Here is a 26,276-nt window from a genome sequence, read left to right as displayed (position 1 = left end):
GGATACTGCTTGTGCCAGACCGGTCTGTGGCCAAACTCGAGGAGTATAGGCTCGCCGAACGACGATGTGCAATCGAACCAACGGGGGAGGAGCCGTCATCGTCAAGTGTATCCGTCCCAACATAAAACACGCATAAAGCTGCATTTATGATGGATGTAGCCATGCCTTCTTTTGACTCCAACTCCCTTCCCTCCGCTCGCGAATTTCTGAAATTAAGCCGTAACCATTCGCTTGTGCCCGTTTATCGGACAGTGACGGCAGACCTCGAGACTCCGGTTTCGGCATTTCTGCGTATAGCCTCTGACGAGCCGGAAGCGTTTCTGCTCGAATCGGTCGAAGGTGGCGAGCATGTTGGCCGTTACACCTTCATCGGCATTCAGCCATACAAAAAGATGACGGCTCGGGGAACGCGCATTACTGTTCGCGAAGGACGGCGGGAGCATACGTTCGACGGGGATATCTTTGAGGAGCTGAAGCGCGCTCTGAGTGGGCACACGCCGGCGCGATTGCCGGGGCTACCTCCGTTTACGGCAGGTGCGGTTGGGTTCTTTGCTTATGATGTCGTGCGTCAGATTGAGAAGTTGCCCTCGCTGGCCAAGGATGAGCTCGGCGTACCGGATGCCTGTCTGATGTTCTTCGATCAAGTGCTCGCCTTCGACCACGTGAAGAAGGAGATTCACCTGATGGTTACGGCGGACCTGACGCGCGAGTCTCGCGAAGGCGCCTACGAGCGCGCGGTGCGACGGCTGAACAAGATGGAGAAGCGGCTGGCTGCGGCATTGCCAGTGAGAAAGAAGAAGAAGCCTGAGGGAAAGTTGAAGATCACTTCACGTACTCCGAAGGCTGCGTTTTTGAAGGCGGTGGAGAAGGCGAAGGAGTACATCGCTTCTGGGGATGTATTTCAGTGTGTGATCTCGCAACGGTTCGATTGCGTGCCGGGGGTCGATTCCTTCGAGATCTATCGAGCACTCCGCATCGTGAATCCTTCGCCTTACATGTATTTTTTGCGGTTTGGGCTGGAGGAGAAAGCCGCGAAGAAACCGAGCTTGGCGCACATCGTAGGGTCTTCGCCCGAGCTGCTGGTGCGGGTACACGGGCAGGAGGTAGAGTATCGGCCGATTGCGGGAACACGGCCGCGGGGTGCGGATGAGGCGAAGGATCGGGCGATGGAGGCGGATCTTCGCGCGGATGAGAAGGAGGTGGCCGAGCATATTATGCTGGTCGACCTCGGAAGGAACGACGTTGGGCGGGTGAGTGAGTTTGGGTCGGTGAAGGTGAAGGATCTGATGTTCGTGGAGCGGTATAGCCACGTGATGCATATGGTGAGTTCGCTCGAAGGCACCCTGCGTTCGGAGTTGGGGGCACTCGATGCGTTCCGTGCCTGCTTCCCTGCCGGAACGCTCAGCGGAGCACCGAAGATCCGAGCCATGGAGATAATCGAAGAGCTGGAGCCAGCACGGCGAGGAGTGTATGGCGGGAGTGTGCTGTATGCGGACTTCAGTGGGAATCTGGATTCTTGTATCGCGATTCGGACGCTGTTTATGAATGGGGAGCAGGGACACTTTCAAGCGGGTGGCGGGATCGTGGCGGATTCGGTGCCTGAGAAAGAGTTTGAGGAGTCAGTGAATAAGGCGCGAGCGGTAGTTAGGGCGATTGAGCGGGCAAGGGGAGTCTAAGGGTCTGGTTTGCGTCGCATCAGTCAGGGAAGGATCTGCCGGTCGTCTTTGCAGCGCAGAATGGACGTCAAACAATGCAGTTGAAAGTCTAGTGCTTGCGAGCGTTCAGCGGGTGTGGCTCGCTCGTCCAGCCTGATGAATCTGGCATGGCAACAACTAAAGCTCGTCGGGTTTCCGCTCTGATCCGCCTGGCCGGTGCTTCGGGAGTATTCCCAGTAACCGTTGAAGTTCTCAGAGGGGGTACCGTCGTAGAGGCTTCTGGCAATTTGCCCATTTCGATTGGAAACCACGGTGACGGACGCGGAATTTGGATGAGGGAATCCGGGTTGGTCCTCCTGCATTTCTATGATGTGAATACCCGCGACTAGCCCATCTGTGAAATCGAGATGAGCCTCAAACAGGGTCCAAGGTAGCGTCAGGCGAATCGGAATAAATCTAAGGTGGTACGCGAGCGAAGTGACCCACTCCGGGGAGTTGTAAAACTGATATCCGAGCTGACTGGAAACGGTTCCCGCGCGCCGCGTATCCGATCCATCTTCATAAGCGGAAAACGGCTTGAGTGCTGCGCGAGCCTGTTCCTCGGTAGTGGTGCCAGGCCGGATCTGTCGCAATGCGGAGAGTAGTCTCGACGCGTACCAGCGACGATAATGGCTGACTGTCAGTTCGCTGGCTAACGGAACCGAGAGGAGCAACGCTGAAGCGAGGAAGATGCAAATCGCTGCTTTCTGAACGCGCATTCCCATCCCTCATAATCTGCTTCCCTGACGCACTAATTTATCAGTTCCTTGAAATGAGTGCCGCACTCCCTCGCAACTAGGGTTATCGGCAAGTTCGCACTAAGCGTTCGACAACAGAGCGCTGCCTGGAGCGTAGAATTTAATACGATATGGTCTTTGTTCTGGATAACTACGATTCGTTTACTTACAACCTGGTGCAGTACATGGGTGAGCTTGGTGCCGCGATGGTGATTCGGCGCAACGATGAGCTGACGCCGAAAGAGGTTGAGGCGCTGCGGCCGGAGAGGATTTTGATCTCGCCGGGGCCGTGTACTCCGCAGGATGCGGGGATCAGCATGGAGCTGATCAAGCACTTCGCATCCTTAGCAGAGGCGGGTGGGCGCAGTGTGCCGATTCTCGGCGTTTGCTTAGGGCATCAGGCGATCGGTGCGGCATTTGGCGGCAACGTAGTGCGCGCACCTAAGCTGATGCATGGCAAGACCAGTGAAGTCGAGCACGACGGTAAGACTATCTTCAAAGGCATTCCGTCTGCGATGACCTGCACGCGGTACCACTCGCTGATCGTAAACGACGAAGGACTGCCGGAGGAACTCGAGGTTTCGGCGCGAACCGCGGATGGGGAGACCATTATGGCGCTTCGTCACCGCGAGTTGCCCATCGAGGGTGTGCAGTTCCATCCCGAAAGCGTGCTGACCGTACACGGCAAACAGATCATTCAAAACTTCCTGAAGATGTAGGGTGGGCAATGATGGTGCGTCGGCTGATTCTTGTGTTCACAATCGGTTGCGGAATTGCGTGGGCGCAGCAGCCGATTGGCACGGTGGGAGTGCAGAACGCCAACATCGCCGGGGCGCTTGAGATAAACAACGGACGCGCGATTCTGGTTGGAAACACGACAGTGACAGCCCGAGACCACACGGCTGAGATTGAGTTGAAACGCGGTGGGACGATTCGGGTGTGCGCGACCAGCGGACTGCATCTGACCTCGGGACAGGGCGCCGCTGGTACAGCTCCGCTAATGCTGGCGCTCGATCGCGGCGCGATTGAGATACAAATGGCCGCGACGACGCAGGATATGGTGATGACGCCGGACCTGCGATTTACGATGCGTGGAGACGGACCGCTCGATCTGCAGCTCAGAGTAACGAGGAACGGCGACACTTGCGTTGAGAATCGCGGAGCCCTGGCGCCTGTACTCAACATTGCCGACCAGTTCGGCGAAGCGGCTTACGAACTGAAGGCGGGGCAGCATGTGCTGTTCGAACACGGCAGCCTAAAAGAGGTGGTCGACCATGAAAGCTCGTCGTGCGGATGTCCTCCTGAGCCGGCGATGACGGTAGCCGATGCGCTGCTGAACTCCGGCAATGCGGGAACTCCGGGTGATCCGAAGACTGCGGCGGAACTGCACCCTTTTCCAGCCGCCATAAGCGCAGGGCTGGCTCCGGCACCGATCCCCGAGGCGCCCGCAGGGGCATTGCACGAGCAGGTCACCGCTACCCTGAACTCCGGCGACAGTCCGGATAGCACAACTGAGCCGCCGGCTAAACCCGAGGCAAAGAGCACGACGACCGAGGCGACGGCAAATGCGCCACAGAGCACGACGGCAGCCAGCGCCAGCGCTCCAGCCGCAACCCCTCCTCGTCATGGTTTCGCACATGCAATTGGACGATTCTTCCGAAAGATCTTCGGCAGCTGATTGGTATTGCGTTGAATGGTCGTCAGACCCGGAAACATGCTCGCTGAGCTACAATTAAAAGGTTGTAGGCTTGCTGGCAGCTATCGCCGATGCCCGCACAAATATCTCAGTACAGCTGAAATTCAGCACAGATCAGAGGTTTTCTTTTATGTCGATTCCCGCAACGCAGATGCGCCCGGGCATGATTATCAAATTCAAGGACGATCTTCACCTGGTTTTCTCGGTGGAGCACCGCACGCCTGGCAATCTTCGGGCCTTCATCCAGGCCAAACTTCGCAACGTGCGCACCGGCGCAATGTTCGTCGAGCGTTTTCGCTCACCTGACCCAATTGATCGCGTAATCGTTGACGAAGTGAAGATGGAGTTTTTATACAACGACGGCGATGAGTATTACTTCATGGATGACAAATTCGAGCAGACGATGCTGAAGCGCGACACGCTCGGCGATGCCGTCGACTATCTATTGCCTAATCTCTCGATCAACGTAAGCTTTCATGATGGCAAGGCTGTCGGCATTGAGCTTCCGGGCGTAGTCGAGATGACCGTGATGGAGACAGAGCCTGGCATCAAGTCGGCGACTGCGTCGTCGGTGACCAAACCTGCAAAGCTCGAAACAGGTCTGGTTGTGCAGGTACCCCCCTTCATCAACGAAGGCGAAAAGATTCGCGTAGATACTGCAGAAGGCGCTTACATGAGCAGGGCCTAAGACAAGTCTTCAATAGGAAAGGCGGAGTCACTGGCTCCGCCTTTTCTTTCGCCTCCTACGCCTTGCGTGGGGATATCTGCTCTGCGACACTGGAGTCTCCATGGTGTGCCATTACCTCGTAAAAGGTCGCGTGCAGGGAGTCGGATTTCGCTGGTTCGTGCACCAGGAGGCGGCGGAGCTCGGACTGCGGGGATGGGTCCGAAACACAGATCAGGGTCACGTCGAGATCGTCGCGGCGGGTAAACCTGAAGAGCTTGCCGAGTTGAAGGATGCGCTGCGAAAAGGTTCGCGCGGCAGCCGCGTCGATGCCGTAGAGGAACAGGAACTGGCCGAGAGCGAAGGCGCGCAGCTTGGGCCATTTGAGATTGAAGGAGCCTGGTAAGGACTGATGACACTACCGATTAACTGCGAACCGCTGAAGACCCTGATCCGCACTGTGCCCGATTTCCCAAAGCCTGGGATTCTCTTCTATGACATTACGACCGTGCTGAAGGATAAGGCAGGGTTTGCCACACTGATCGACGCCTTCGCGCAGTATTACATCGGAAAGGAGATCGATCTCGTGTTGGGAATCGAGGCACGCGGATTTATCTTCGGACCAGCACTGGCCTATCGGCTGAACGCCGGCTTCGTGCCTGTTCGCAAGCCGAAGAAGCTGCCTGCGCCGACCGCCCGGGTCACTTACGATCTCGAGTATGGCACCGACGCTCTAGAGATTCATCTGGACGCGATCCAGCCGGGAGAGCGCGTCGTCATCGTGGACGATCTGCTGGCAACCGGCGGCACGATGCAGGCGACGGTCGAGCTCGTGCGACAGTTGGGCGGCGAGATCGCCGGGCTTGGTTTTGCGATCGAGCTCGACTTCCTGAAAGGCCGCGAGAAATTTCAACAGTACGACGTGCTGAGTCTGCTGCACTACGACGAGTAATTCTGAATAGCGAACGTAACCGTCAGATCAACTGCCAGCGTCTTCGAGAAGAACTGGTCATCCAGTTCGGACGATAGAGGGGTCGAGAATGAAATCACGTGGATATGCCGTACACGATAAAAAGTCACCACTAGTTCCTTTCAGCTTTGAACGCCGTGAGCCAGGCGCGAGCGAAGTTGTCGTTGAGATTGCCTACTCCGGGATCTGTCACTCGGACATTCACCAGGCGCGGGATGAGTGGGGCGGGTCGATCTATCCTATGGTGCCAGGACACGAGATTGTCGGGCATGTGACGGCGGTCGGCAGCAATGTGAAGAAGTTCAAAGTGGGCGATCTGGCTGCTGTCGGAGTGATCGTCGACTCGTGCCGCGAGTGCGAGAACTGCAAAGCGGACGAGCAGCAGTACTGTCTGAAGGGTGCAGTCGAAACCTACAACAAACGCGATTACTCAGGCCAGGTCACCTACGGCGGATACGCCAACAACATCGTCGTGCACGAATACTACGTTCACAGTGTCTCGCCGAAGCTCAATCTCGCTGCTGTAGCTCCTCTGCTCTGCGCAGGGATTACAACCTACTCTCCCCTACGCCATTGGAAGGTCGGAAAGAACAGCAAAGTAGGCGTCGTTGGCCTGGGTGGGCTCGGTCACATGGGCCTGAAGTTCGCTCATTCCTTTGGCGCGCATGTAGTCCAATTCACCACCTCCGAGAACAAGATCGAAGACGCGAAGAAGCTGGGTGCCGACGAGGTAGTCGTGACGAAAGATGCCGCCGCTGTAGCGAAGCACACCGGCAGCTTCGATATCATTCTCGACTGCGTTTCGGCGCCACACGACGTCAATCAGTATCTGAATCTGCTGCGGTTGAATGGCACTCTCTGTCTCGTCGGCTTGCCTGAAACGCCATTGTCAGTGGCTCCATTTTCTGTGGTGGCCAATCGGCGCTCTCTCGCCGGATCGGGTATCGGCGGGATGAATCAAACCCAGGAGATGCTGGACTACTGCGCCGAGCACAACATCGTCTCCGATATTGAACTGACCTCAGTTGACAAGCTGAATGAAGCCTATGAACGGGTGCTGAAATCGGATGTGAAGTACCGGTTCGTAATCGACATGGCGACGTTGCCTAAGAGCTAAAAAGCGCCACGCCTCTGTTTACTTCTAGGCAAAGAGAGTGAACAGAGGCGAGTCCAGAGCGAGGGTCTGCACAGGGCCTGAGAGCAACCCGGTTGCGGAATCACGACGAAAGACCGTAACGTTTGCGGAATCCTGGTTCCCGCAGATGACCCACTGTGCTGTCGGGTCCAGGGTGAAGTGGCGAGGAGTCTTGCCACCACAGGTGATTCGCTGTACCAGCGTAAGGTCACCATTCTTCGTACTGATTGAGAAAACAACCAGTGTGTTCTCCCCACGATTGCTGGCGTAGAGAAAATTGCCGTCAGGAGAGATTGCAAGTTCGGCAGCCGTGTTCTTGTCGGCGGGAAATTCCGGGGCGATGGTCTTGATCGAGAAAGTGGAATTAACCAAAAGGCCTTGCGGCGTATTGCTGAAGCGCGTAGCAGTCCAGAGGCAGCGATCGATGGTGGAGTCCATCTCATTGATGCAGTAGACCCAACGGCTGTTGGGGTGGAAGACGACGTGGCGAGGTCCTGAACCAGGACGTTCATTCGTGAACAGGTGTGGGTCGGAGAGTGTGCCAGTCTCGGGATGAATATAGAAAACTGCAATATGGTCTGTGCCTAGATCGCAGACCAGGAGGAAGCGGTCATCCGGTGAGATGGTGACGCAGTGGGGATGCGGATCCTGCTGGCGCGCAGAGTTCGGCCCAGGTTCTCCAAATTTCTGATGGTCTTTGAAGTCCAGGCGTTCTACCGGCTGACTGAGCGTGCCGTCGGGCTGAATGCGATAAGAAGAGATAGAGGAGCCGGAGTAATTAGCCACAAATGCGGCGTGGCCGGTAGAGTCCACCGAGACACAAGCAGGCCCGGCTCCGCCCGAGGGCACTTGGCCGATCTGACGAAGGTTGCAGGTTCCCGGGTCCAGCGCAAAGGTCGTAACGGTTGCGGCGGGATCATTAATCGCATTGACCGCATAGAGCGAGCTGTGGCCTGAACCGGGAGGCGCCAACGCAAGAAAGGATGGCCGAGCCGTGTCGGCAACCAACACTGGCGGACTTAATTGGCCATGGGTTGAATCAAAGGTCGACCGATAGATGCCTTTGCACACCCCTTTGGTCGTGTCGGTTCCGAAGAAGACATAAACCGGAGCCGGCAAGGCTTTCCTCTTGCGTACAGGCCACGTCGCAAAGGCACGTGCGGACGCCGCAAAGGCAGGAAACACGACAAGAAATCGGCGGCGCGAGAACATGGACCAAACCCCTGGGAGGTTATGCTGGTTCGCCTGGAAGATGAATGCCCAACTCGTCCTCGGCGCGGATATCCGGGTTGATGACGGGAAGGCTGGGAAGATTGTCGGTGCGACCGGCTTCTTTTACGACCGCGCCGGCGTGTTCGAGAACCTCATCGACCGTCATGGTGTACATCTCCCGGCCATTGTCGTAACCGGATTTGACGGCGTGCTGCAGATACCGCCCGGCGACCTGAGCTGCAAGATAATCCGTGATGACGAAGCCGGTACGACGCTTCTGTTCGACCCACGCCAGATTCGGCATGGATATCCAGACGTGTCTGTCGTTGACCGCGAAGCGGATGTCGGTGGCGTCGGCATGCCGCGTCGCGATAGCCACCATCGTTCCCTTCCAAACGCAGTGAAGGTCTTCTCCGGTCCAGCGGTCGGTTACTTTGAAGTCTTCATACATGATTGTCTCTAGATTAGTGCAGGGGGAAGGTATCAGCAAGGTAAGGGCCCAAAACGAGGAGTATTCTGGTCTGACCTCCAACTAAATCGATTATCTTCACCTTCTATTCCCACAATGGGAATAATATGCTGGGTTACTTTCGTAAGCACTTGAAATTGCTTCTAGCGTATGCAAGTCACCAAAGCTATCCTTAGTTTTGATTTTACGGTGATAGATGACCCTGCGTCGAACAGAAGCTGAAGCCGCTAGTTTAAGGGCGATCTGGACACGTGATTTGTTGGACTCCCAGCCAGAGTTTGAATGTGGCGAACTTGTACGACTTGCTGCCTGCCTCTGCGGAACTCCAATTGGTTTGGTGACCCTGCTCGATGAGCGGCACCAATGGTTTCGTGCGTCTGACGATCTGAAGATGGGCGAGACACCGCGAGAGGTAGCCTTCTGCGCGCACGCAGTTCGGCAGAATGGGCTTTTCATGGTGAACGACGCCCTGACGGATCAGCGGTTTTCGAGCAATCCTCTGGTGACTTGGGATCCGGCGATCCGTTTCTTCGCCGGTGTCGGGTTATATAACTCAGACGATGAGCCGATGGGGACCTTCTGCGTAGTTGATTTGGTTCCCCGGATCCTAAGTGAAGATCAGATGGAAGCTCTCGAGATTCTGGGGCGGCAGATCAGTCTTCGGCTGGAAGCAGTAGTGCAGCGCAAAGCTCTGGAACAAGCGCTGGCAGACAAAGAAAGAGCGAGCGCGGGCCTAAGGGCGAGCGAAGAACTATTTCGCGCGTTTATGAACGCGAGCCCGTTTCTGAGCTATATCAAGGATGCTGCTGGACGGTTGCTGTTTTACAACCGTAGCTTCGCTCAAAGGTTTGGGGTAAGCGAGTACGCGTGGCTGGGGCGGACCGACGAGCAACTCTGGTCAAGAAAACTTACAAAATCGGTGCGAACTCACGATCTCGAGGTCATGGCAGGCGGCAAAATGGTCGAGACGGAGGAGCATATCCGGAACTCCGACGGATCGGTGAGCTCGTTGCGATCCTTTAAGTTCCCCTGCCACGATTCTGCAGGAAATGTGTTGTTGGCCGGTGTAGCCGTCGATGTGTCGGAGGAGGTAGCTCATCATGCGGAGTTGGAACGCTACCACCGCGAACTTGAAGATGCCAATGATCAGTTGCGCAAGCTCGCCGTCACCGATGAACTGACAGGATTGCGTAATCGGAGATCCTTTGAAGAGCGTCTCGTCATGGAATTCTCGCTCGCGCGGCGGAGAAAGCGAGAGCTTTCGGTGTTGTTGATCGACGTCGACAACTTCAAAACGATCAACGACAGATGGGGCCACGCAGCCGGCGATGAAGTCTTGCGTCGCCTTGGCATGATCCTGCGAACGACGGTGCGGCTCCCGGACCTGCCTGCACGATATGGCGGCGAAGAGTTTGTGGTTCTGCTGCCGGAGAGCGGCGAAGAGAGCGCCATGGGACTCGCCCGGCGCGTCATGCAGCGAGTCGCAACAGAGGACTGGGAAAATGAGCCGCTCACCATCAGTGTGGGAATGGCTTCGATGAACGAGTCGCTCGAGAACGGATTTCAATTGGTGGAGCTAGCAGACGAAGCTCTCTACGCCGCCAAGCGCGCAGGGAAAAACCGTGTCATGGTTCACAGCGGTTAGTTTCTTCTAGCATTGCGAAAAACAGAGAGACGCACCCAGAAGGTGCGTCTCTCTGTTTTGATGGTTTCGCTTAACTTTATGCTTCAGCGTTCGGGTCGCCGGCTTCGCCTTCGCCGCGCTCTTCCATCTGCTTAGCAAGCTCTTCGCGCTTCTTCGTACGGGCTTCTGCGCGCTTCTGAGCCTTCTCGTTGAGCTCATGCTCGGCACCGAGGAGCTCGATATATGCCATCTCGGCTGCGTCACCCTTGCGGGCTCCGAGGCGCGTAATGCGGAGGTATCCGCCTTGGCGTGCGGCGTAGCGCGGAGCCACGGTGGCAAAGAGGCGGTCAACCGACTCGGGCGTCATAAGGTAAGCGGCGGCCTGACGACGGGCGTGAACGGTGCCGCGCTTGCCGAGGGTGATCATCTTCTCGATGAGAGGACGGGTGGCCTTGCACTTGGTGATGGTGGTCTCGACGCGGTCCATCAGGATGACGGAAGTGACGAGGTTGCGCAGCATGGCGCGGCGATGGCTGGTGTTGCGGCCTAGTTTGTATCCTGCATTACGGTGACGCATCGATGATCTCCTTCGACTCGGCACTGGCCGTGAGTCGGTGCTGCTTAGAATGTGCGCTCGGTGGAAGCATGGCGCGGGTGAAGCTGCCCGAAGGCTTTGTCGCTACGCGGCTTGCGCTCGCGTTTCATCTAGAGACTGCGGCGGCGGAGTTGATTCCACCGCCGCAACCCTGGCTAGAAGTTCTCTGGTTCGCTGCCGACGAGGTCGAGGTCTTCGTCCTCATCTTCGTCTTCGTCATCATCGTCATCAAAGTTGCCGAAGCTGGCGGCGAGGGTGGCTGCGGGCAGGACGGAGGTAGGTCCGGGCTGCGGGTTGCCGTTCTCGTCGATCTTCATGCCGAGGGACAGGCCCATCTGCGCGAGGATCTCTTTGATCTCGTTCAGGGACTTGCGGCCGAAGTTCTTGGTCTTCAACATCTCGGCTTCGGTCTTCTGAATGAGCTCGCCGATTGTGGCGATGTTGGCGTTCTTGAGGCAGTTGTAGCTTCGGACGGAGAGCTCAAGCTCTTCGACCGAGCGGTTGAGGTTCTCGTTGCGCATTGCCGGGCCGTCGTGCAGACCGTCGTGGCCGGCTTCCATCTCCTCTTCAAAGTTGATGAAGATGGTCATGTGGTCCTTCAGCAGCTTCGCGGAAAGGCCAAGTGCATCGGCGGGAAGAATGGTGCCGTTGGTCCAGATCTCGATGGTGAGCTTGTCGTAGTCGGTGATCTGACCGAGACGAGCTGCCTCGACGAGATAGTTGACCTTGCGGACGGGCGAGTGGACGGAGTCGACCGGAATGAAGCCGAGGCCGAGGTCGCCGTCGAAGTTCTTGTCAGCCGAGATGTAGCCACGGCCGCGCTTCAGGCGCATCTCCATATCGATCTTGCCGCCTTCAGAGACGGTGCAAATGTAGACGTTCTTGTCGAGGATTTCGACGTCCCCATCAGCTTCGATCATGCCGGACGTGATGACGCCGGCCTGGTCAGCGCGGAGGTAGAGAGCCTTGGGGCCTTCGCCAGCAAGCTTGAACGGAATCTGCTTGAGGTTCAGGATGATGTCTGTTGCATCTTCAACAACGCCCGTAATGGACTGGAACTCGTGCAGGACACCTTCGATGCGAACGGCGGTCACGGCAGCTCCCTCGATCGAGGAGAGTAGGGTGCGGCGAAGTGCGTTGCCAATGGTGGTACCGAAGCCGCGCTCAAAGGGCTGCGCGGAGAACTTGCCGTACTTTTCGGTTAGAGTTTCGGTGTCGACTGCGAGGCGCTTGGGCTTTTGAAAACCTCTCCAAAGCATGTGTTTCTCCTTTTCCGGCTCATTCGCGATGCATTCTGCGAGATGGCGGGGTGTTTCAGTTGCTGGTTGAGTTGTGTACTACTCGCCTTCCCTTTCGGGCCGGCTAAGGGTGAATCCACGTCCGATGATCTGGACGTGGAGATCCAATCTTTTTTGTAACTACTACAGTTACTTGCTGTAGAGTTCGACGATCAGCTGCTCGTTGACGGGCAGGTTGACGTCCTCGCGCTTCGGCAGAGCGATGACCTTGCCGGAGAGATTGTCGCGGTTAATGTCGAGCCACTGAACCTGGTTCTGACCGGCGGCAAAGTTCTTCGCCTCTTCGAGCATGACCAGAGCCTTCGAACCCTCGCGGATCGCGATCTCATCGCCAACCTTCACCTGAAAGGACGGGATGTTGACCTTGCGGCCATTGACCTGAAGGTGACCGTGACGGACGACCTGACGGGCCTGGCGGCGGCTCATTGCGAAGCCGAGGCGGTAGGCGACGTTGTCGAGACGGGTCTCAAGCTGCTGGAGCAGGAGTTCGCCGGTGACGCCGGTTTTGTTCGAGGCCTTCTGGTAGTAGGCGCGGAACTGAGTCTCGAGTGTGAAGTAGATGCGCTTGGCCTTCTGCTTCTCGCGGAGTTGCAGACCGTAGCCGACGACCTTCTTCACCTTGCGGGACTGGCCGTGCTGGCCTGGTGGGAAGTTGCGCTTCTCGACGGGGCATTTTTCAGAGAAGCATTTAGTTCCCTTGAGGAAAAGCTTGGTGCCGTCGCGGCGGCAGAGGCGGCAGACGGGTCCGGTGTAACGTGCCATTTTTATAACTCCTAACTTCGGGTGACGATCGCTTTACGCGCGGGCAGCGCTTCTTCACGATCCGGTTGCGGTAAGGTCTTGCCTGCGGCGGGGCCTGAGAACAAGCTCACCGCCACAGTTGGGACAGATTGCATTCAAAACCTGAGTGCATGTTGCACAAAAGCTGCACTCATAACTGCAGATGAAGGCTCTTCCGTTTGCATCGAGAGCTGTATTACAGCGCTCGCATTCGGACTTCATCAAAAGTGCCACAGATCAAACGCGGCGGCGCTTCGGCGGACGGCAACCGTTGTGCGGCATCGGCGTAACGTCTCGGATGCTGCGCACCTCGATGCCGGTGGTGGCGAGAGCGCGGATCGCGGACTCGCGGCCTGAGCCGGGCCCCGAGACGCGCACATCGACCGAACGGACACCGTGGTCGCGGGCTGCGTTGGCTGCACCGACGGCGGCCTGCTGAGCGGCAAACGGGGTTCCCTTACGGGAGCCGCGGAAGCCAAGCGAACCGGACGACTTCCAGCTCAGCGTGTTGCCGATCTGGTCGGTGATGGTGACGATCGTGTTGTTGAACGAAGCCTGAATGAAGACGAGGCCAAATGGAACGTTCTTCCGTTCGCGCTTTTTGAACTTCTTATTCTTGCCGGGCTTTGCTGCGCTCTTCGTATTCTGTGTCTTCGCCATGTCTTATTTCGTCGCTTTCTTCTTACCAGCAACGGTTCCCTTGCGCGGGCCTTTGCGGGTGCGAGCGTTGGTGTGGGTGCGCTGGCCACGGACAGGAAGGCTGCGGCGATGGCGGAGGCCACGGTAGGACTGAATTTCGATGAGGCGCTTGATGTTGAGCGAGATGTCCTTGCGGAGATCGCCTTCGATCTGGCCCTCGGCTTCAATTACCTGACGGATGCGGTTCAGCGCGTCTTCGTCGAGCGTGCCGACCTTCGCGAACGGATCAACATCCGCCTTCGCAAGGATCTTGGCCGCGCGAGAGTCGCCGATTCCAAAGATGTAGGTGAGACCGATGCGCGCCTGTTTGTTATTAGGGACATCGACTCCAGCAATACGTGCCATGGGGTTCCTTTTCGGTTGAGCTTCGTAGCTTCGCCACGAGAGCAGGGTTGCTTGTTTGCGGTGAGTCCGTCGGGTTCAACGCAAGCCTTGATTTCGGCTAACTAGCCCGACGGGGCCGGTAACATTGGGTCTTCTTTATCCCTGACGCTGCTTGTGCTTCGCGTTCTCGCAGATAACACGCACCACACCACGGCGGTGAATGACCTTGCACTTGTCACACATCTTCTTTACTGAGGCACGAACCTTCATTGTGATTCCCTTCTTTATGCAACCTGTAACCTGACGACTAAAGGACGCGGTCAATGGGGAATGAGTTCCCTTTTGACAAACGACCTGAACGCCAGGGCAAACGCCCTGACTTATCCCAAGTGCAAATGCGCTTGAGCAACCCATGATGGAGACGGGATGGGCTCCCGTAGCCGTTGTCTACTTGTAGCGGTAGACAATGCGGCCGCGGTTGAGATCGTACGGGCTGAGCTCAATCGCGACGCGGTCGCCGGGGAGGATACGAATGAAGTTTTTGCGCATACGCCCGGAGACGTGTGCAAGGGCCTGGTGCTTGTTCTCAAGCTCGACCTTGAACATCGCATTCGGCAGGGTTTCGACAACCACCGCCATCACTTCAATTGCATCTTCCTTCGACAAACGATCTCCTTTGGAGGGGAAGAGGCTAAACCCCTTTCATCTCCACAACTTCTTCTATAAGTTGAGTGTTTTCCTCAACCAGAGTTACCATGCGACACACTTGCGCACACCGCATCTTCTATAGTACCCCAAAAGGGGACTATTTTCCTATCTGGTTAGCACCTGGGGGCCATCTTTCGTGATGGCAACCGTGTGCTCAAAATGGGCACTGTAGCTGCCATCGATGGTCACCGCCGTCCATCCATCCTTCAAAACACGTACTTCCGGCCCGCCGGCGTTGATCATGGGCTCGATCGCGAGCACCATTCCTGCTTTCAGCCGCGGCCCCTTGCCGGCAGCGCCAAAGTTCGGAACCTGGGGATCTTCGTGCATGGCGCGACCGATTCCATGGCCCACAAACTCGCGGACAACCCCAAAACCTTCTGCTTCACAGAGTTCCTGGACGGCGGCGGAGATATCTCCCAGGCGTCCGCCCACCTGGCACTGCTCAATGGCCCTTTCCAGGGAAGCTTTCGTCACTTCGAGCAACTTCGTCGTCTCCGCACTGACCTTGCCGATAGGGTAGGTCACGGCAGCGTCGGAGTAGTAGCCGTCGATAATGACGCCGCAGTCGATCGAAAGAATATCGCCTTCGGCGAGAATCCGCTTGGCGTTGGGCATGCCGTGGACCACTTCGTTATTGACCGAAGTGCACAGAGCGGCAGGAAAGCCGTGATATCCCTTGAAGGCCGCTATCGCGCCCAGCTCCGCAATCTTTTTGACGGCAATCTCTTCGAGATCCATCGTCGAAGCGCCGGCGACAACATGGGGCGCAATCGCGTTGTGGACCTGGCGAAGAGCTTTACCGGAGATCCGCATCTTCTCGATCTCCTGCGCCGTTTTGATCATGATAGCCATAGTGCAGTTCGTCTCAAGTGTTACTGGTTTGGCGCCTGGCGAAGCCGATGGAGAGCGGCATTAATTCCAGCCGTGACCTCTTCCACCGGACGATCCCCATCCACGATCTCGAAGCGGCCCTGCTTGCGATAGTGCTCAACCACAGGCGCGGTCTGCGCTTCGAAGGTCTTCATCCGTTCCGTAAAGACAGCTTCGGAGTCGTCAGGACGCTGGATCAGGGCCGAGCCATCAACATCACAGATGCCAGCAACCTTCGGAGGATTCGAGTAGATGTTGTAGATGCGGCCTGCAGGAGAAATACGGCGACCGGTGATGCGATGAAGCAACTGCTCGTATTCGACCACAATGCTGATCGCGACGACAGGCAGAGTGCTGGTATCCGTGGAAAGCTGCGCATCCAGCCAGTTCGCCTGATTCAAAGTCCGCGGAAAACCGTCTAGAATAAAGCCGCGCAGCGTATCGGGCTGCTTCAGCCTGTCTGCGACCATCTGGTTCACGAGGTCGTCGGAGACAAGCGTGCCCTGATCGACGAGCGCCTTGGCTGCTTTGCCGAGCTCCGTTCCCTTCGAGATGTTGGCGCGGAGAATGTCGCCAGTCGAGACTTGAGGGATGCCGTAGGCAGCCATCAAAGCCTTCGCCTGCGTTCCCTTGCCAACGCCCGGGGCGCCTAAAAGGAGTACTGGCCCAGGCAGAAAGTTCTTGTCTGCCGGGGCCGTCTCGGGCTCAGATACGATGCTTGTCGTCAATGCGATAACTTCCTACCAGCTCTTGCGGCCACGGATGCGGCCACTCTTGGGAGTGAAGCCGTCATAGTGACGCATGATGAGCTGCGATTCGATCTGCTGGACGGTATCCATGGCCACGCCTACAACGATCAGCAAGCTGGTGCCACCGAAGTAGAAGTTGACGCCAAGACCGTTGGTCATCCAGGTTGGCAGGTGGTCGAAGACAGAGCCAATCAGCCAGATGTGGTTGAAGTGAATTCCGCTGATCAGCAACTGCGGAATGATGGTGATGATGATCAGATAAAGCGCGCCGACCAGGGTGATGCGGGTCAGCACATCATTGATAAAGTCGGCCGTGCGCTTGCCTGGACGAATGCCGGGGATAAAGCCGCCGTATTTTCGCATGTTATCGGCGATGTCGTCGGGCCGAAAGACAATCGAGATGTAGAAGTAGGCGAAGAAGATGATCGCCACCATCTGCAGCAACTCGTACCACGGTTCACCCGGTGCAAGAGCACGCAGGATCGGGCCAAAGAACGAAGAGTCCTGCAGAGAGTATCCGAAGATGTGAGCGCCGGAGAAGAGCAAAGGCGCCGACAGAATCGAGCTCGCAAAGATAACCGGCATCACGCCGCCTGAGTTCACTTTGAGCGGAAGGTGCGTGGACTGGCCACCCATCATCTTGCGCCCAACAATGCGCTTGGCGTATTGGACCGGAATACGACGTTCGGAACGCTCCACGAAAACGATGAAGGCGACCACCGCGATCATGCCGACAACCAGGAGAACAACCGCGATCGGTGTGAGCGCTCCCCATGCGTTATCGCGAACCTTCTCGTACAGATTCTCGATCCCCTTGGGCAGGCCAACAACGATACCGGCGAAGATCAGCAAGCTCATACCGTTGCCGATGCCGCGCTCGGTGATCTGCTCGCCCAGCCACATGATGAAGGCGGTGCCGGATGTCAACGTGATGACGCAGAGCGGAATGAACGCAGCGCGGGAGATCGTGACCATCGACTGACCTGTGCTCGTGTTGGTTAGCGTCAGAGCGATAGCAAACGACTGCACGATACCAAGCAGGACCGTGACGTAGCGGGTCCATTGAGTAATCTTGCGACGACCGAGTTCGCCTTCCTTCTGCAGCTTCGCAAGCGGCTCATAGATAACCGTCAGCAGCTGGAAGATGATCGAAGCCGTGATGTACGGCATGATCCCGAGGGCGAAGACTGTGAGCTTCCGGAGGTTTCCACCCGAGAAGAGATCGACGAGGCCGAGTGCGGAGCCAGAGTTCTGATTGAAGAACTGCGCGAGCATGTCGGCGTTGATACCGGGGGTTGGAATATGCGAGCCGAGGCGGTATACGGCCAGCATGCCAAGCGTGAAGAGCACACGCTTGCGGAGATCAGGAATTTTGAAGATGTTTGCGATTTTCTCGAACATCGGGTGCAGGAACCTCGGGGTAAAACTGGTGATCTGGTGAAACGGCGATGCGAGGGCGTGTGCCCTCGCCTGCCAATCATTCTAAATGCTGCTTAGCCGATGAGGATGGCCTTGCCGCCGGCCTTTTCGATCGCTTCCTGCGCAGTCTTCGAAAACTTGTGTGCGTGAACCGTCACGGCGGTCTTGATCTCGCCGTTATTCAACACTTTGAGCAAAGCACCCTTCTTGCGGAGGAGGCCAAGTTCAATAATCTTATCGAGTGTGAACTCGGTGACATTCTCGGCAGCGACGATCTCGGCGACACGATCGAGTCCAAGGACCTGGTACTCAACGCGGAAGATGTTGGTAAAGCCGCGCTTCGGCAAACGGCGGTGAAGGGGCATCTGGCCGCCTTCAAAACCACGCATCAAGGAAGAACCAGAGCGAGAACCCTGACCCTTGTGTCCACGGGTCGAGGTCTTACCCATGCCCGAACCCATACCACGGCCGACACGCTTCTTGTTTTCGTTAGCCTTCTTGGGGGCGCGGAGATTGGAGAGATTACGAATTGCCATTGTTTCCTCGCTTAACGCCGACGAAGCAGCTTCTGCTCTTCGCCGACTCGCATATAGATTTGCCCTGACGGGTTTGGTGCGGTTATGCCGGATCGTGACTAGTCGACGACGCGGACCAGATGTGGAACCTTTGCGACCATGCCACGGATGGATGGTGTGTCTTCCCGCTCGACGATCTGGTTCAGACGGGTAAAGCCGAGGCCCTTGATCACGAGCTTGTGCTTGACTGGGGTGCAGATCTTGGAACGGAAGTACTGCAGCTTAATTTTGGCAGTTGCGTTGGTATCAGCCATGAGAGAGCTCCTTGAATCTTGTTAGAGCAGAGGCAAGAGCTTAGAGCTCTTCCACTGCCTTACCGCGCAGGGCGGCGACTTCGGCCTTGTTGCGAAGCTGGATGAGAGCGTCGAACGTAGCCTTGATGACGTTGTGTGGGTTCGCCGAGCCGAGGCTCTTGGTCAGCACGTTCTGTACACCAGCGGCGGTCATCACAGCGCGAACCGTCTTGCCGGCAATGACGCCTGTACCTTCGGGAGCTGGCTTCAGCATCACCTGGCCGGCGCCGAAGTGGCCCAGAACCTGGTGAGGAATCGTGCTCTCGGTCAGATTGACCTTGTGCAAATTCTTCTTGGCCGACTCAATCCCCTTGCGGATCGCCTGGGGAACTTCCTTAGCTTTGCCCGAGCCGTAGCCAACTACGCCTTCCGCCGGGTCGCCGATGACGACCAGCGCGGCAAAGGACATATTCTTACCGCCCTTAACGACCTTGGTGACGCGGTTGATCGAAACGACTTCGTCCTTCAGGTTGAGGCGGTTCGCATCGATTTTTTTCTTCATTGCCATAATGTCTTATCCAGCTTTCTGGCGGCCAATCAGGGCGCCGTGGGAACCTTAGAAATCGAGACCCGCTTCACGGGCTGCATCGGCGAGAGCCTTCACACGGCCGTGATACAGATAGCCGCCACGATCAAACACAATCTTCTTGATGCCCTTTTCCTTGGCACGCTCGGCGATCAGCTTGCCGACTTCAGCAGCTGCGGCGATGTTACCGCCGTACTTCTTCTCTTCGGTCTTCTTGCCCATCGAAGAGGCAGAGGCGATGGTGACTCCGTTGAGATCGTCAATGAGCTGCGTGTAGATGTGGTTGAGCGAGCGATAGACGTTGAGGCGCGGACGCTCGGCAGTACCAGACATCTTCTCGCGGATGCGGGTGTGAACGCGCTGGCGGATCACATTACGCTGACGTGGATTGATCATGATTGACTTTCCTTCCTAATAGCGTACTCAGAGTGCTGAGGACGTTCGGTTGTTGAAACGACATTGATTGGCTGCGTAAGGAGTCAATCAAGACTTACTCCTCACGCAGCGCAGATTACTTCGCTCCGGTCTTTCCGACCTTCTTCTTCAGCTTCTCGCCGGTGTAGCGCACGCCCTTGTTCTTGTAAGGATCAGGCTTGCGGAGCGAACGCATGTCCGCAGCAATTTGGCCTACCTTCTGCCGGTCGATGCCGGATACAGTGAGGTGGGTCTGCTTCGCATCGATTTCAACCGAGATGCCAGTCGGCAACGGAAACTCGATGGGGTGAGAGTAGCCCAGGGTGAAGACCACCATGTTCTTACCCTTCAGCTCGGCGCGGTATCCGATACCGACGATGTCGATTTCCTTGTTCCAGCCAGTGGTGACGCCGGTAACCGCGTTGAAGACCAGCGCGCGGGCGAGGCCGTGAAACGCCGCCTGCTTATCAGTCTGACGCTCGGTGACCAGGTGGCCATCCTTCTGGACGAGGGTGATGCCGCCAGGCAGCATCGCGGTGACTTTGCCCTTGGGTCCTTCGACCAGAACGGTGTTGCCATTCTCGCTGACCGTGTACTTGACGCCGGCGGGTAGAGCGATCGGCTTCTTACCAATACGTGACATAACGAATCCCTTTTAGTGGCTTGCGAGTCGCGACAACATTTTGTGCTGATCGTTCCACTGCAGCCGAGAAAACTTTTCTGTCTCGTCATCGCAAAGATGACGAGAACCTATTCCGAACTACCAGACTTCGCAGAGAATTTCGCCGCCAACGCCTTCGCGACGCGCCTGGCGACCGGTCATGACACCCTTAGGGGTCGTCATGATGGAGATACCTAGACCACCCTGAACGCGACGGATCTCGTCACGTCCAAGATACACACGGCAACCAGGACGGGACACACGCTGCAGATCGCGGATGACAGCCTCGTTGTTCGGGCCGTACTTCAAGTAAACACGGAGAACCTTCATGCCATTCTCTTCGGTCGGCTTGTAGTTCGCGATATAACCCTCTTCTTTGAGAATGCGGGCAATCTCGGCCTTGAGCTTGGATGCGGGGACGTCGAGCTTCTGGTGACGCGCACGGATGGAGTTACGGATGCGTGTCAAAAAGTCTGCTACTGGATCAGTGAGGTTCATTCATTCTCCTTCATCCCCCGTTCGCTCACGAGTGTCTCTCGCGAGAACCTGCGGGGATGTCTGTTTCGGGTGATACGTCCAGACTTCTGCACCATAAGCTGACGCCCTGATGAGGTCTCTGGAGTAAGTGCGCGGCTGAGCCGCACACGAATCTCTTTATTCTACCAGCTCGACTTCACAACGCCCGGAATTTCTCCCTTAAGGGCGAGCGAACGGAAGCAGAGACGGCATACGCCGAACTTGCGAAGGAACGCGCGAGGACGACCGCAGAGCTGGCAGCGGTTGTGCTGGCGAGACTTGAACTTCGGTTTCCTTGCGTCTTTGACGCGCTTTGCTGTAGTTGCCATGTGTTTTGCTCTCTATCTTTAGTGCAAATCTGTTCGAGACCCGTGGGCCTGGCTTCGTAGACTAAGCTCCAACGCGGAAGGGCATACCAAAGCTCTTCAGCAGGGCGCGGGCACCGTTGTCGTCCTTCGCCGTCGTGACGATGGTGACGTTCATACCCTTCAACTTGTCGACCTTGGCATAATCGATCTCAGCGAAGATCAGCTGATCGCGCAGACCAAGGGTGTAGTTGCCGCGACCATCAAAGCTCTTCGATGAAACACCGCGGAAGTCGCGGACGCGGGGAAGAGCGATCGAGATGAGGCGGTCAAGAAACTCGTACATCGTGTCGCCGCGAAGCGTAACCATCGCACCAATCGGCATGCCCTCGCGCACCTTGAAGGCTGCGATGGACTTCTTGGCCTTGGTGGTCACAGGCTTCTGTCCGGCAATGGCGGCAAGATCAGCCACCAGGGGATCCATGATCTTGACGTTCTGGGTGGCTTCGCCGAGACCCATGTTGATAACGATCTTCTCGAGCTTCGGGATCGCCATGGCGTTAGTGATGTTGAGCTCTTTACCCAGCGCCTGCTTGATCTCGCTCTCGTACTTATGCTTCAGACGTGCTGCCATGATTTTCTTCGCTTTCTCCACGATTTCCGGGTTGGGTTTGAGCCCGTGTACCGATGCGTGGGGTAAACCGTTGTTACAGGATTTGAACTGCTGCTACGTGAAACAAACTTTGTTTACTTCTTCTTCTCGGCGATTGTTGAGCCGCTGGTCTTCGAGAAGCGAACCTTCGTGTCACCTTCGAAACGCGAGCCGATGCGGGTCTTCTTCCCATCACCATCGAGCAGCATAACGTTCGAGATGTGGATGGTGGCCTCCTGCTCCGCGATGCCGCCCTTGATGTTGCGCTGTGGGTTCGGCTTCACGTGCTTCTTAACCATCATGACGCCCTCAACCAGGACGCGATTCTTTTCGGCGATGACGCGAAGAACGCGGCCCTGCTTGCCCTTGTCCTTGCCTGCGATTACTTCGACCTTGTCATTCCGCTTAATCTTGATGCCTGCCATAGCTCTCTCTTTTTCTCGACGATCGTGAAACCACGGAGCCGGACTCCGATAGAAAAACAGAAATTGATTAGATGACTTCCGGTGCGAGTGAAACAATCTTCAAAAACTTCTTCTCGCGAAGCTCACGGGCCACTGGTCCAAACACGCGGGTTCCGACCGGCTCATTGGCATCATTGATGACGACAGCGGCGTTCTGGTCGAAGCGGATGTACGTTCCATCACGGCGGCGATACTCCTTGCGCGTACGGACGATCACAGCCTTGACGACCTTACCCTTCTTGACGGTGCCATCGGGAGAGGCTTCTTTGACAGCTGCGGTGACGACGTCGCCGAGGCCTGCCTTCTTGCCGAGACCACCACCGAGCGGCAGGATCACCTGCAACTTGCGCGCGCCGGAGTTATCGGCTACGTCAAGCATTGTTCTCATTTGTACTGACATCGTTCTTCTCCTGGCAATCTACTGCGGTGACACGGCCCGGGCTCATGCCGCAGGCTTGAACTTGATAAACGCTAAAAGCTACTTAGCTTCGGCAGCGACAGCAGCCGCGGACTTCTCTTCCGCCAGCGCGAGCGACGAACGGCGAACGATCTCCTCGAGCGACCAGCGCTTGAGCTTCGACAGAGGACGCGCCTCGCGAATGCGAACGACGTCACCGACGCGTGCGGAGTTCTGCTCGTCATGCGCGTAGAACTTCTTGTTCGACTTCATCACGCGCTTGTACTTGGGGTGCGCCTTACGCATCTCGATCTCGACGACGATCGTCTTCTGCATCTTGGTCGAGACGACCAGACCAACCTTCTCATTGCGACGCGAGGTCTGAGCTTCGGGAGTTGCGGCTGCGGTGTTGGTTGTATCTGCCATAATTAGTCCTTCTTCGCTTTCTTGCGGGCGGTGCGAGTGCTCTTGGCCGGCGCAACGTTGGCGACGACGGGGTTGGCGGCCTTCTCGGCGGCCAGAGTGCGCTGCCGTTCGACGGTCTTGATGCGGGCGATGTCCAGCTTGAGGGTCCGCAGCTTCTTGATGCCCTCGTTGTTGCCAAGGCTCTTCTGGAAGCGGATGCGGAAGAGCTGCTCGCCGGCCTTGGCCTGCTCGCTCTTGAGCTCATCGTCACTGAGATTGCTAATTTTCTCGAATTCCATTGTCTTTTTCCTTCACTACTAAAAGCTACTTAGCCCGGTGTTACTTGGTAACGACCGTCGCCTTCACATCGTGGCGCTGAACAAAGCTCGTTTTGAGCGGAAGCTTATGAGCCGCGAGACGCATCGCTTCTTTGGCCAGCTCGGGAGTAACGCCTTCCATCTCGAACAGGATACGGCCCGGGCGAACAACACAGACCCAGTGATCCGGAGCGCCCTTACCTTTACCCATACGGGTTTCAGCAGGCTTCTTGGTGATCGGCTTGTCCGGGAACAGACGGAGCCAGACCTTGCCGCCACGCTTGATGAAACGCGTCATCGCGATACGGCTGGCTTCGATCTGGCGATCGGTAATGTAACCGCACTCCATCACCTTCAGGCCGAAGTCGCCGAACGAGAGATCGGAGCCGCGCCACGCTTTGCCGCACATGCGACCGCGCTGCTGTTTGCGAAACTTGACCTTCTTTGGCATCAACATAACGAAACCCTCTTCACTCTTTCGGGAATATGATCCCGGAAACTCCGGCTAAGCCGGGAAAATCTTAGCTTGCGAATGCGCCAGTCGTAACGCCCTGGTCGCGACGCTTCTTCTGCTCATAGATATCGCCGCGGTAGACCCAGGTCTTGACGCCGATGATGCCGTAGGTGGTGTGCGCTTCGGCAAAACCGTAGTCGATGTCGGCACGCAGCGTGTGCAGCGGCAGACGGCCCTGGAGGTACCACTCGGAGCGGGCGATCTCGTTTCCGTTCAGACGACCGGAGACGCGGACCTTAATACCCTTGCAACCGAAGCGGAGTGCGGAGTCAACCGACTTGCGCATCGCGCGGCGGAAGCTGACGCGCTTCTCGAGCTGCAGCGCGATGTTCTCGGCAACCAGCTGAGCATCGAGCTCAGGCTTGTTGACCTCGAGAATGTCGATGAAGACCTCGCGGCTGGTGCGCTTCTGAATGTCGGCCTTGAGCTTGTCGATCTCGGCACCCTTGCGGCCGATGATAATGCCCGGACGCGCAGTGCGGATGATCAGGCGCAGCTTGTTGCCTGGGCGCTCCACTTCAACCGAGCTGACACCGGCAGCCTTCAGCTTCTCGCGCAGCTCAGCCTTCAGCTTGACGTCTTCGACCAGCAGCTTGTCATAGCCGCGTTCCACGAACCAGCGTGACTTCCACGGCTTGTTGATGCCGAGGCGCAACCCATACGGATGGACTTTCTGTCCCATAGCTTCCCTTTACTCCGTGCCCTCTCCGGTTGAGCCGGTGGGCGGTAGTGCAAAACTTTAAGTTTACAAGAAAACCCGCTTACTTCGCGGCCTTTTTCGCTACAGGCTTCTTGGCGGCTGCCTTCTTGGCTGCGGGCTTCTTCGCCGCGGTCTTGGTGGCTGCCTTCTTGGTGCCCTTCTTCGCTGCCGGGGCCGGAGCTGCATCAGCAGCTGCGCTGATCGCAGTGGCCGACTTCTTCTCAGCAACGGTAACGATGATGTGTGCGAGTCTGCGCTGGTAGCGGAACGCACGGCCCATTGGGGCAGGGCGGATACGCTTCATGCGCGGACCCTCGTTCGCAATCGCGGTGCGGACGTAGAGGTTATCGACATCAACATCGAGCCCCTGCTCCTGCGAGACGTAGGTTGCGTTCTGGATTGCCGAACGCAGAACCTTCTCCACCACGGGCGCCATGCGCTTGGTGCTGAAGTGGACGGTGTTGAGCGCCTGCTCGACGCGTAGTCCCTTGATCAGATCCAGGACAAGCTTCGCCTTCTGCGGGCTGGTGCGCTGAAACTTAGCTTCTGCGCGGAACTCTCTGATTTTTTCTGCTGCCTTAGCCATAATCTTCGTCCTTCAAACTTCTGCTTCGCTGCCCGTTATCCGTTGCTACAGGCTCGCGGTCTTACCTAACTGCAAACGATCGGCCCGATTTATTTGGGCTTCGCGGAGGTCTCAGCGGCGCGCGCGGAGTGTCCCTTGAAGGTGCGGGTTGCCGAAAACTCTCCGAGCTTGTGGCCAACCATGTTCTCCGTTACGTACACCGGAATGAACTTGCGGCCGTTATGCACGGCAATAGTGTGACCGACGAAGTCCGGGTGAATCGTGGACCGGCGCGACCAGGTGCGCAACACCTTCTTGTCGTTGACCTGGTTCATCCCCTCAATCTTCTTCATGAGGTGATCGTCGATGAAAGGACCTTTTTTTGCTGAACGTGACATTTTGCTAAGCTCCGATTTTCCTGTTGCGATGCTCGATACGACGAATCTCTTGCTTGCGAGACTTGGTGTTGCCCTTTACTGCGGAACTGTTAGTCCTTACTTAGTACGACGCTTCACGATGAACACATCGGTCCGCTTGTTATTGCGGGTCTTGTATCCGCGGGTAGGCTGACCCCAAGGCGTTACAGGGTGACGACCGCCTGAAGTCTTACCTTCACCACCACCGTGCGGGTGATCGACAGGGTTCATCGAAACACCACGGTTGGCTGGACGAATACCCTTCCAGCGATTGCGTCCGGCCTTACCGACCGTAACGTTCTCATGGTCGGTGTTGCCAACCTGGCCGATGGTCGCCATGCACTCGACAAGCACCTTGCGGGTCTCGCCGGAGGGCAGCTTCAGTAGAGCGTAATCGCCTTCCTTGGCGATCAGGTTGACCTGGGCGCCGGCTGAACGAGCCATCTGTGCGCCCTTACCCGGACGAAGTTCGATGTTATGCACAATCGTTCCGGTCGGGATGAACTTCAACGGCAGAGCATTACCGACAAGGATATCGGCTTCTGGGCCGCTCATGATTGACTGGCCTACCGTGAGACCAATCGGCTGAATGATGTAGCGCTTCTCGCCGTCTGCGTAGTTGATCAACGCGATGCGGGAGCTGCGGTTCGGATCGTACTCAACCGTCGCAACCGTACCGGGGATCCCGTACTTGTCACGCTTGAAGTCGATAAGGCGCAGCTTCTGCTTGTGACCGCCACCGTGGTGACGCATCGTGAGACCACCGTTGTTGTTGCGGCCGCCGGTGCGCTGCTTGACTCCGAGCAACGGCTTATGAGGCTTGTCAGTCGTGATGTCATCGTTGACAAGCTTCGTCGCGAAGCGGAGTGATGGGGTAATCGGTCGAAATGATTTGATCGGCATCGTCTTT

At 57.0% G+C, this 26,276-nt stretch carries 39 protein-coding genes; 8 read left to right on the top strand and 31 right to left on the bottom strand.

All coding sequences use genetic code 11. The features are described 5' to 3' along the window. The first annotated feature begins 161 nt into the window (after positions 1 to 161). The gene (gene trpE, locus RBB77_RS07505; RefSeq protein WP_353066078.1) at positions 162 to 1,676 is read left to right on the top strand and encodes an anthranilate synthase component I; all 1,515 of its coding nucleotides are present in this window, start codon (positions 162 to 164) and stop codon (positions 1,674 to 1,676) included. A gap of 23 nt (positions 1,677 to 1,699) precedes the next feature. Here trpE and RBB77_RS07500 read toward each other — a convergent pair whose 3' ends face one another. Further along, complete coding sequence (locus tag RBB77_RS07500) at positions 1,700 to 2,413, bottom strand: hypothetical protein (RefSeq protein ID WP_353066076.1); 714 nt, start codon at positions 2,411 to 2,413, stop codon at positions 1,700 to 1,702. A 149-nt stretch (positions 2,414 to 2,562) separates the two neighbouring features. Here RBB77_RS07500 and RBB77_RS07495 point away from each other — a divergent pair, with 149 nt between their 5' ends. The 6 genes from RBB77_RS07495 (at position 2,563) to RBB77_RS07470 (ending at position 6,878) form a co-directional block, all read left to right on the top strand. Further along, complete coding sequence (locus RBB77_RS07495; protein WP_353066075.1) at positions 2,563 to 3,150, top strand: anthranilate synthase component II; 588 nt, start codon at positions 2,563 to 2,565, stop codon at positions 3,148 to 3,150. An 8-nt stretch (positions 3,151 to 3,158) separates the two neighbouring features. Continuing rightward, complete coding sequence (locus RBB77_RS07490; protein WP_353066074.1) at positions 3,159 to 4,109, top strand: nuclease; 951 nt, start codon at positions 3,159 to 3,161, stop codon at positions 4,107 to 4,109. A 148-nt stretch (positions 4,110 to 4,257) separates the two neighbouring features. Next, complete coding sequence (efp, locus tag RBB77_RS07485) at positions 4,258 to 4,815, top strand: elongation factor P (RefSeq protein WP_353066072.1); 558 nt, start codon at positions 4,258 to 4,260, stop codon at positions 4,813 to 4,815. A gap of 100 nt (positions 4,816 to 4,915) precedes the next feature. Further along, positions 4,916 to 5,197: an acylphosphatase gene (locus tag RBB77_RS07480; protein WP_353066070.1), complete on the top strand. Its 282-nt coding sequence runs from the start codon at positions 4,916 to 4,918 to the stop codon at positions 5,195 to 5,197. A gap of 6 nt (positions 5,198 to 5,203) precedes the next feature. Next, positions 5,204 to 5,743, top strand: a complete 540-nt coding sequence (locus RBB77_RS07475) for an adenine phosphoribosyltransferase (RefSeq protein ID WP_353066068.1) — start codon at positions 5,204 to 5,206, stop codon at positions 5,741 to 5,743. Between the two features lie 88 nt (positions 5,744 to 5,831). Further along, positions 5,832 to 6,878, top strand: coding sequence for an NAD(P)-dependent alcohol dehydrogenase (locus RBB77_RS07470; RefSeq protein ID WP_353066067.1), 1,047 nt, complete (start codon positions 5,832 to 5,834; stop codon positions 6,876 to 6,878). Between the two features lie 24 nt (positions 6,879 to 6,902). Here the strand turns inward: RBB77_RS07470 and RBB77_RS07465 are convergent, their stop codons facing one another. Together RBB77_RS07465 and RBB77_RS07460 are read right to left on the bottom strand one after the other, a co-directional pair. After that, positions 6,903 to 8,108 (bottom strand): lactonase family protein, encoded by a 1,206-nt coding sequence (locus RBB77_RS07465; protein WP_353066065.1) that lies wholly within the window; start codon positions 8,106 to 8,108, stop codon positions 6,903 to 6,905. A gap of 19 nt (positions 8,109 to 8,127) precedes the next feature. Further along, positions 8,128 to 8,559: a hypothetical protein gene (locus RBB77_RS07460; protein ID WP_353066064.1), complete on the bottom strand. Its 432-nt coding sequence runs from the start codon at positions 8,557 to 8,559 to the stop codon at positions 8,128 to 8,130. A gap of 214 nt (positions 8,560 to 8,773) precedes the next feature. On the opposite strand from RBB77_RS07460, the gene RBB77_RS07455 reads away from it, so the two are divergent. After that, entirely contained in the window at positions 8,774 to 10,222 is a 1,449-nt protein-coding gene (locus tag RBB77_RS07455; protein WP_353066062.1) for a GGDEF domain-containing protein, read from the top strand. A gap of 76 nt (positions 10,223 to 10,298) precedes the next feature. Here RBB77_RS07455 and rplQ read toward each other — a convergent pair whose 3' ends face one another. The 28 genes from rplQ to rplB form a co-directional block, all read right to left on the bottom strand. Then, a complete protein-coding gene (gene rplQ / locus RBB77_RS07450; protein WP_020715205.1) occupies positions 10,299 to 10,778 on the bottom strand; it encodes a 50S ribosomal protein L17 in 480 nt (159 codons plus the stop codon). A 173-nt stretch (positions 10,779 to 10,951) separates the two neighbouring features. Next, a complete protein-coding gene (locus RBB77_RS07445; RefSeq protein WP_353066060.1) occupies positions 10,952 to 12,055 on the bottom strand; it encodes a DNA-directed RNA polymerase subunit alpha in 1,104 nt (367 codons plus the stop codon). A gap of 168 nt (positions 12,056 to 12,223) precedes the next feature. Beyond that, the gene (rpsD, locus tag RBB77_RS07440; protein ID WP_179585608.1) at positions 12,224 to 12,856 is read right to left on the bottom strand and encodes a 30S ribosomal protein S4; all 633 of its coding nucleotides are present in this window, start codon (positions 12,854 to 12,856) and stop codon (positions 12,224 to 12,226) included. 54 nt (positions 12,857 to 12,910) lie between these two features. After that, complete coding sequence (locus tag RBB77_RS07435; RefSeq protein WP_353066057.1) at positions 12,911 to 13,096, bottom strand: DUF1272 domain-containing protein; 186 nt, start codon at positions 13,094 to 13,096, stop codon at positions 12,911 to 12,913. 15 nt (positions 13,097 to 13,111) lie between these two features. Next, a complete protein-coding gene (rpsK, locus tag RBB77_RS07430; RefSeq protein ID WP_353066055.1) occupies positions 13,112 to 13,534 on the bottom strand; it encodes a 30S ribosomal protein S11 in 423 nt (140 codons plus the stop codon). A 3-nt stretch (positions 13,535 to 13,537) separates the two neighbouring features. Further along, positions 13,538 to 13,918, bottom strand: coding sequence for a 30S ribosomal protein S13 (gene rpsM, locus RBB77_RS07425; RefSeq protein ID WP_353066053.1), 381 nt, complete (start codon positions 13,916 to 13,918; stop codon positions 13,538 to 13,540). A 135-nt stretch (positions 13,919 to 14,053) separates the two neighbouring features. Next, on the bottom strand, positions 14,054 to 14,167 hold the full coding sequence (gene rpmJ / locus RBB77_RS07420; RefSeq protein WP_158790629.1) for a 50S ribosomal protein L36: 114 nt from the start codon (positions 14,165 to 14,167) through the stop codon (positions 14,054 to 14,056). Between the two features lie 177 nt (positions 14,168 to 14,344). Beyond that, entirely contained in the window at positions 14,345 to 14,563 is a 219-nt protein-coding gene (gene infA, locus RBB77_RS07415) for a translation initiation factor IF-1 (RefSeq protein ID WP_013581270.1), read from the bottom strand. A gap of 147 nt (positions 14,564 to 14,710) precedes the next feature. Continuing rightward, the gene (map, locus tag RBB77_RS07410) at positions 14,711 to 15,460 is read right to left on the bottom strand and encodes a type I methionyl aminopeptidase (RefSeq protein ID WP_353066050.1); all 750 of its coding nucleotides are present in this window, start codon (positions 15,458 to 15,460) and stop codon (positions 14,711 to 14,713) included. 20 nt (positions 15,461 to 15,480) lie between these two features. Further along, positions 15,481 to 16,206 carry an adenylate kinase gene (locus RBB77_RS07405; protein ID WP_353066048.1) on the bottom strand — a complete coding sequence of 242 codons (726 nt, stop codon included), beginning with the start codon at positions 16,204 to 16,206 and terminating at the stop codon, positions 15,481 to 15,483. 12 nt (positions 16,207 to 16,218) lie between these two features. After that, positions 16,219 to 17,628 carry a preprotein translocase subunit SecY gene (gene secY / locus RBB77_RS07400; protein WP_353066046.1) on the bottom strand — a complete coding sequence of 470 codons (1,410 nt, stop codon included), beginning with the start codon at positions 17,626 to 17,628 and terminating at the stop codon, positions 16,219 to 16,221. Between the two features lie 92 nt (positions 17,629 to 17,720). Continuing rightward, positions 17,721 to 18,182, bottom strand: a complete 462-nt coding sequence (gene rplO / locus RBB77_RS07395; protein ID WP_353066044.1) for a 50S ribosomal protein L15 — start codon at positions 18,180 to 18,182, stop codon at positions 17,721 to 17,723. A 98-nt stretch (positions 18,183 to 18,280) separates the two neighbouring features. Further along, entirely contained in the window at positions 18,281 to 18,475 is a 195-nt protein-coding gene (gene rpmD, locus RBB77_RS07390) for a 50S ribosomal protein L30 (RefSeq protein ID WP_183792928.1), read from the bottom strand. Between the two features lie 40 nt (positions 18,476 to 18,515). Beyond that, complete coding sequence (gene rpsE / locus RBB77_RS07385; protein WP_218884479.1) at positions 18,516 to 19,022, bottom strand: 30S ribosomal protein S5; 507 nt, start codon at positions 19,020 to 19,022, stop codon at positions 18,516 to 18,518. 48 nt (positions 19,023 to 19,070) lie between these two features. Then, the gene (rplR, locus tag RBB77_RS07380; protein ID WP_179636966.1) at positions 19,071 to 19,436 is read right to left on the bottom strand and encodes a 50S ribosomal protein L18; all 366 of its coding nucleotides are present in this window, start codon (positions 19,434 to 19,436) and stop codon (positions 19,071 to 19,073) included. Between the two features lie 115 nt (positions 19,437 to 19,551). Continuing rightward, on the bottom strand, positions 19,552 to 20,097 hold the full coding sequence (gene rplF / locus RBB77_RS07375) for a 50S ribosomal protein L6 (protein ID WP_353066041.1): 546 nt from the start codon (positions 20,095 to 20,097) through the stop codon (positions 19,552 to 19,554). A gap of 117 nt (positions 20,098 to 20,214) precedes the next feature. Beyond that, positions 20,215 to 20,613 (bottom strand): 30S ribosomal protein S8, encoded by a 399-nt coding sequence (rpsH, locus tag RBB77_RS07370; protein WP_183975624.1) that lies wholly within the window; start codon positions 20,611 to 20,613, stop codon positions 20,215 to 20,217. A 161-nt stretch (positions 20,614 to 20,774) separates the two neighbouring features. Beyond that, on the bottom strand, positions 20,775 to 20,960 hold the full coding sequence (locus RBB77_RS07365; protein ID WP_020715220.1) for a type Z 30S ribosomal protein S14: 186 nt from the start codon (positions 20,958 to 20,960) through the stop codon (positions 20,775 to 20,777). 61 nt (positions 20,961 to 21,021) lie between these two features. Then, positions 21,022 to 21,570: a 50S ribosomal protein L5 gene (gene rplE / locus RBB77_RS07360; RefSeq protein WP_353066038.1), complete on the bottom strand. Its 549-nt coding sequence runs from the start codon at positions 21,568 to 21,570 to the stop codon at positions 21,022 to 21,024. 113 nt (positions 21,571 to 21,683) lie between these two features. Further along, positions 21,684 to 22,013: a 50S ribosomal protein L24 gene (gene rplX / locus RBB77_RS07355; protein ID WP_353066036.1), complete on the bottom strand. Its 330-nt coding sequence runs from the start codon at positions 22,011 to 22,013 to the stop codon at positions 21,684 to 21,686. A gap of 67 nt (positions 22,014 to 22,080) precedes the next feature. Next, complete coding sequence (gene rplN, locus RBB77_RS07350) at positions 22,081 to 22,452, bottom strand: 50S ribosomal protein L14 (protein ID WP_158790617.1); 372 nt, start codon at positions 22,450 to 22,452, stop codon at positions 22,081 to 22,083. Between the two features lie 78 nt (positions 22,453 to 22,530). Beyond that, positions 22,531 to 22,875 carry a 30S ribosomal protein S17 gene (gene rpsQ / locus RBB77_RS07345; RefSeq protein ID WP_179636960.1) on the bottom strand — a complete coding sequence of 115 codons (345 nt, stop codon included), beginning with the start codon at positions 22,873 to 22,875 and terminating at the stop codon, positions 22,531 to 22,533. A 2-nt stretch (positions 22,876 to 22,877) separates the two neighbouring features. Continuing rightward, positions 22,878 to 23,153 (bottom strand): 50S ribosomal protein L29, encoded by a 276-nt coding sequence (rpmC, locus tag RBB77_RS07340; RefSeq protein ID WP_353066033.1) that lies wholly within the window; start codon positions 23,151 to 23,153, stop codon positions 22,878 to 22,880. Positions 23,154 to 23,193: 40 nt separating this feature from the next. Then, a complete protein-coding gene (gene rplP, locus RBB77_RS07335) occupies positions 23,194 to 23,628 on the bottom strand; it encodes a 50S ribosomal protein L16 (protein WP_353066031.1) in 435 nt (144 codons plus the stop codon). Positions 23,629 to 23,692: 64 nt separating this feature from the next. Then, a complete protein-coding gene (rpsC, locus tag RBB77_RS07330; RefSeq protein WP_158943402.1) occupies positions 23,693 to 24,367 on the bottom strand; it encodes a 30S ribosomal protein S3 in 675 nt (224 codons plus the stop codon). Positions 24,368 to 24,446: 79 nt separating this feature from the next. After that, positions 24,447 to 24,971 (bottom strand): 50S ribosomal protein L22, encoded by a 525-nt coding sequence (gene rplV, locus RBB77_RS07325; RefSeq protein WP_353066029.1) that lies wholly within the window; start codon positions 24,969 to 24,971, stop codon positions 24,447 to 24,449. A gap of 89 nt (positions 24,972 to 25,060) precedes the next feature. Continuing rightward, positions 25,061 to 25,348, bottom strand: a complete 288-nt coding sequence (rpsS, locus tag RBB77_RS07320) for a 30S ribosomal protein S19 (RefSeq protein WP_020715229.1) — start codon at positions 25,346 to 25,348, stop codon at positions 25,061 to 25,063. Between the two features lie 96 nt (positions 25,349 to 25,444). After that, a complete protein-coding gene (rplB, locus tag RBB77_RS07315; RefSeq protein WP_353066026.1) occupies positions 25,445 to 26,269 on the bottom strand; it encodes a 50S ribosomal protein L2 in 825 nt (274 codons plus the stop codon). Positions 26,270 to 26,276 lie beyond the last annotated feature (7 nt).

Source organism: Tunturibacter psychrotolerans, assembly GCF_040359615.1.
Lineage (GTDB): Bacteria > Acidobacteriota > Terriglobia > Terriglobales > Acidobacteriaceae > Edaphobacter > Edaphobacter psychrotolerans.
Note: the sequence above shows the minus strand (reverse complement) of the source record. Positions and strands in the feature narration are given on the sequence as shown.